At 53.1% G+C, this 3,257-nt stretch carries 2 rRNA genes; both read right to left on the bottom strand.

Annotation, left to right across the window (positions count from 1 at the left end):
* Window positions 1-3: 3 nt before the first annotated feature.
* Window positions 4-119: ribosomal RNA gene (gene rrf, locus AACG97_RS00055) — 5S ribosomal RNA — on the bottom strand.
* Window positions 120-311: 192 nt separating this feature from the next.
* A 23S ribosomal RNA gene (locus AACG97_RS00050) occupies window positions 312-3,216 on the bottom strand.
* Window positions 3,217-3,257: the final 41 nt, after the last annotated feature.

Below are 3,257 nucleotides of genomic sequence, written 5' to 3'. Positions count from 1 at the left end.
GATGCCTGGCAGTTCCCTACTCTCACATGGGGAGACCCCACACTACCATCGGCGCTACGGCGTTTCACTTCTGAGTTCGGCATGGGGTCAGGTGGGACCACCGCGCTAGTGCCGCCAGGCAAATTCTTTGTGCTCGTCCTGTGTCTTTTGCGCTCATACTGCGTTGGCTGCTCTCGCGAATGTCAGTCACATACTTATGTATGCTCCTTCCATCGCCTCGTTTGCCGCCTTGTCTCAGCGCAAAATCCTTCGGACTCTGAATCAGAGCTGAAAATCTTCTCTCAAATCCGCCAAAACATCTTCGGCGTTGTAAGGTTAAGCCTCACGGTTCATTAGTACCGGTTAGCTCAACGCATCGCTGCGCTTACACACCCGGCCTATCAACGTCGTCGTCTTCAACGTTCCTTCAGGAGACTTAAAGTCTCAGGGAGAACTCATCTCGGGGCAAGTTTCGTGCTTAGATGCTTTCAGCACTTATCTCTTCCGCATTTAGCTACCGGGCAGTGCCATTGGCATGACAACCCGAACACCAGTGATGCGTCCACTCCGGTCCTCTCGTACTAGGAGCAGCCCCCCTCAATTCTCCAGCGCCCACGGCAGATAGGGACCGAACTGTCTCACGACGTTCTAAACCCAGCTCGCGTACCACTTTAAATGGCGAACAGCCATACCCTTGGGACCTACTTCAGCCCCAGGATGTGATGAGCCGACATCGAGGTGCCAAACACCGCCGTCGATATGAACTCTTGGGCGGTATCAGCCTGTTATCCCCGGAGTACCTTTTATCCGTTGAGCGATGGCCCTTCCATTCAGAACCACCGGATCACTATGACCTGCTTTCGCACCTGCTCGCGCCGTCACGCTCGCAGTCAAGCTAGCTTATGCCATTGCACTAACCTCCTGATGTCCGACCAGGATTAGCTAACCTTCGTGCTCCTCCGTTACTCTTTGGGAGGAGACCGCCCCAGTCAAACTACCCACCAGACACTGTCCGCAACCCCGATAAGGGGTCTACGTTAGAACATCAAACATTAAAGGGTGGTATTTCAAGGTTGGCTCCACGCAGACTGGCGTCCACGCTTCAAAGCCTCCCACCTATCCTACACATCAAGGCTCAATGTTCAGTGTCAAGCTATAGTAAAGGTTCACGGGGTCTTTCCGTCTTGCCGCGGGTACACTGCATCTTCACAGCGAGTTCAATTTCACTGAGTCTCGGGTGGAGACAGCCTGGCCATCATTACGCCATTCGTGCAGGTCGGAACTTACCCGACAAGGAATTTCGCTACCTTAGGACCGTTATAGTTACGGCCGCCGTTTACCGGGGCTTCGATCAAGAGCTTCTCCTTACGGATAACCCCATCAATTAACCTTCCGGCACCGGGCAGGCGTCACACCGTATACGTCCACTTTCGTGTTTGCACAGTGCTGTGTTTTTAATAAACAGTTGCAGCCAGCTGGTATCTTCGACTGGTCTCAGCTCCGTCCGCAGGGACTTCACCTACACACCAGCGTGCCTTCTCCCGAAGTTACGGCACCATTTTGCCTAGTTCCTTCACCCGAGTTCTCTCAAGCGCCTTGGTATTCTCTACCTGACCACCTGTGTCGGTTTGGGGTACGATTTAATGTTACCTGATGCTTAGAGGCTTTTCCTGGAAGCAGGGCATTTGTTACTTCAGCACCGTAGTGCCTCGTCATCACACCTCAGCGTTAAAAGGTACCGGATTTACCTGGAACCTCCGCCTACATGCTTAAACCGGGACAACCGTCGCCCGGCTAACATAGCCTTCTCCGTCCCCCCTTCGCAGTAACACCAAGTACAGGAATATTAACCTGTTTCCCATCGACTACGCCTTTCGGCCTCGCCTTAGGGGTCGACTCACCCTGCCCCGATTAACGTTGGACAGGAACCCTTGGTCTTCCGGCGAGCGGGCTTTTCACCCGCTTTATCGTTACTTATGTCAGCATTCGCACTTCTGATACCTCCAGCAGCCCTCACAGGCCACCTTCGCAGGCTTACAGAACGCTCCCCTACCCAACAACGCATAAGCGTCGCTGCCGCAGCTTCGGTGCATGGTTTAGCCCCGTTACATCTTCCGCGCAGGCCGACTCGACCAGTGAGCTATTACGCTTTCTTTAAATGATGGCTGCTTCTAAGCCAACATCCTGGCTGTCTGTGCCTTCCCACATCGTTTCCCACTTAACCATGACTTTGGGACCTTAGCTGGCGGTCTGGGTTGTTTCCCTCTTCACGACGGACGTTAGCACCCGCCGTGTGTCTCCCGTGATAACATTCTTCGGTATTCGTAGTTTGCATCGGGTTGGTAAGTCGGGATGACCCCCTAGCCGAAACAGTGCTCTACCCCCGAAGATGAGTTCACGAGGCGCTACCTAAATAGCTTTCGGGGAGAACCAGCTATCTCCCGGTTTGATTGGCCTTTCACCCCCAGCCACAAGTCATCCGCTAATTTTTCAACATTAGTCGGTTCGGTCCTCCAGTTAGTGTTACCCAACCTTCAACCTGCCCATGGCTAGATCACCGGGTTTCGGGTCTATACCCTGCAACTTAACGCCCAGTTAAGACTCGGTTTCCCTGCGGCTCCCCTATACGGTTAACCTTGCTACAGAATATAAGTCGCTGACCCATTATACAAAAGGTACGCAGTCACACCCGAAGGTGCTCCCACTGCTTGTACGTACACGGTTTCAGGTTCTTTTTCACTCCCCTCGCCGGGGTTCTTTTCGCCTTTCCCTCACGGTACTGGTTCACTATCGGTCAGTCAGGAGTATTTAGCCTTGGAGGATGGTCCCCCCATATTCAGACAGGATACCACGTGTCCCGCCCTACTCTTCGAGTTCACAACCTGTGCATTTTGGTGTACGGGACTATCACCCTGTACCGTCGGACTTTCCAGACCGTTCCACTAACACACAAGCTGATTCAGACTCTGGGCTGCTCCCCGTTCGCTCGCCGCTACTGGGGGAATCTCGGTTGATTTCTTTTCCTCGGGGTACTTAGATGTTTCAGTTCCCCCGGTTCGCCTCGTTAACCTATGTATTCAGTTAACGATAGTGTGACGAATCACACTGGGTTTCCCCATTCGGACATCGCCGGCTGTAACGGTTCATATCACCTTACCGACGCTTTTCGCAGATTAGCACGTCCTTCATCGCCTCTGACTGCCAGGGCATCCACCGTGTACGCTTAGTCGCTTAACCTCACAACCCGAAGATGTCTTCAGATTGCGAAAATTTGAGAG

Source organism: Pseudomonas sp. Nvir, assembly GCF_963778085.1.
Lineage (GTDB): Bacteria > Pseudomonadota > Gammaproteobacteria > Pseudomonadales > Pseudomonadaceae > Aquipseudomonas > Aquipseudomonas juntendi.
This window is presented reverse-complemented; position numbering and strand designations above follow the sequence as displayed.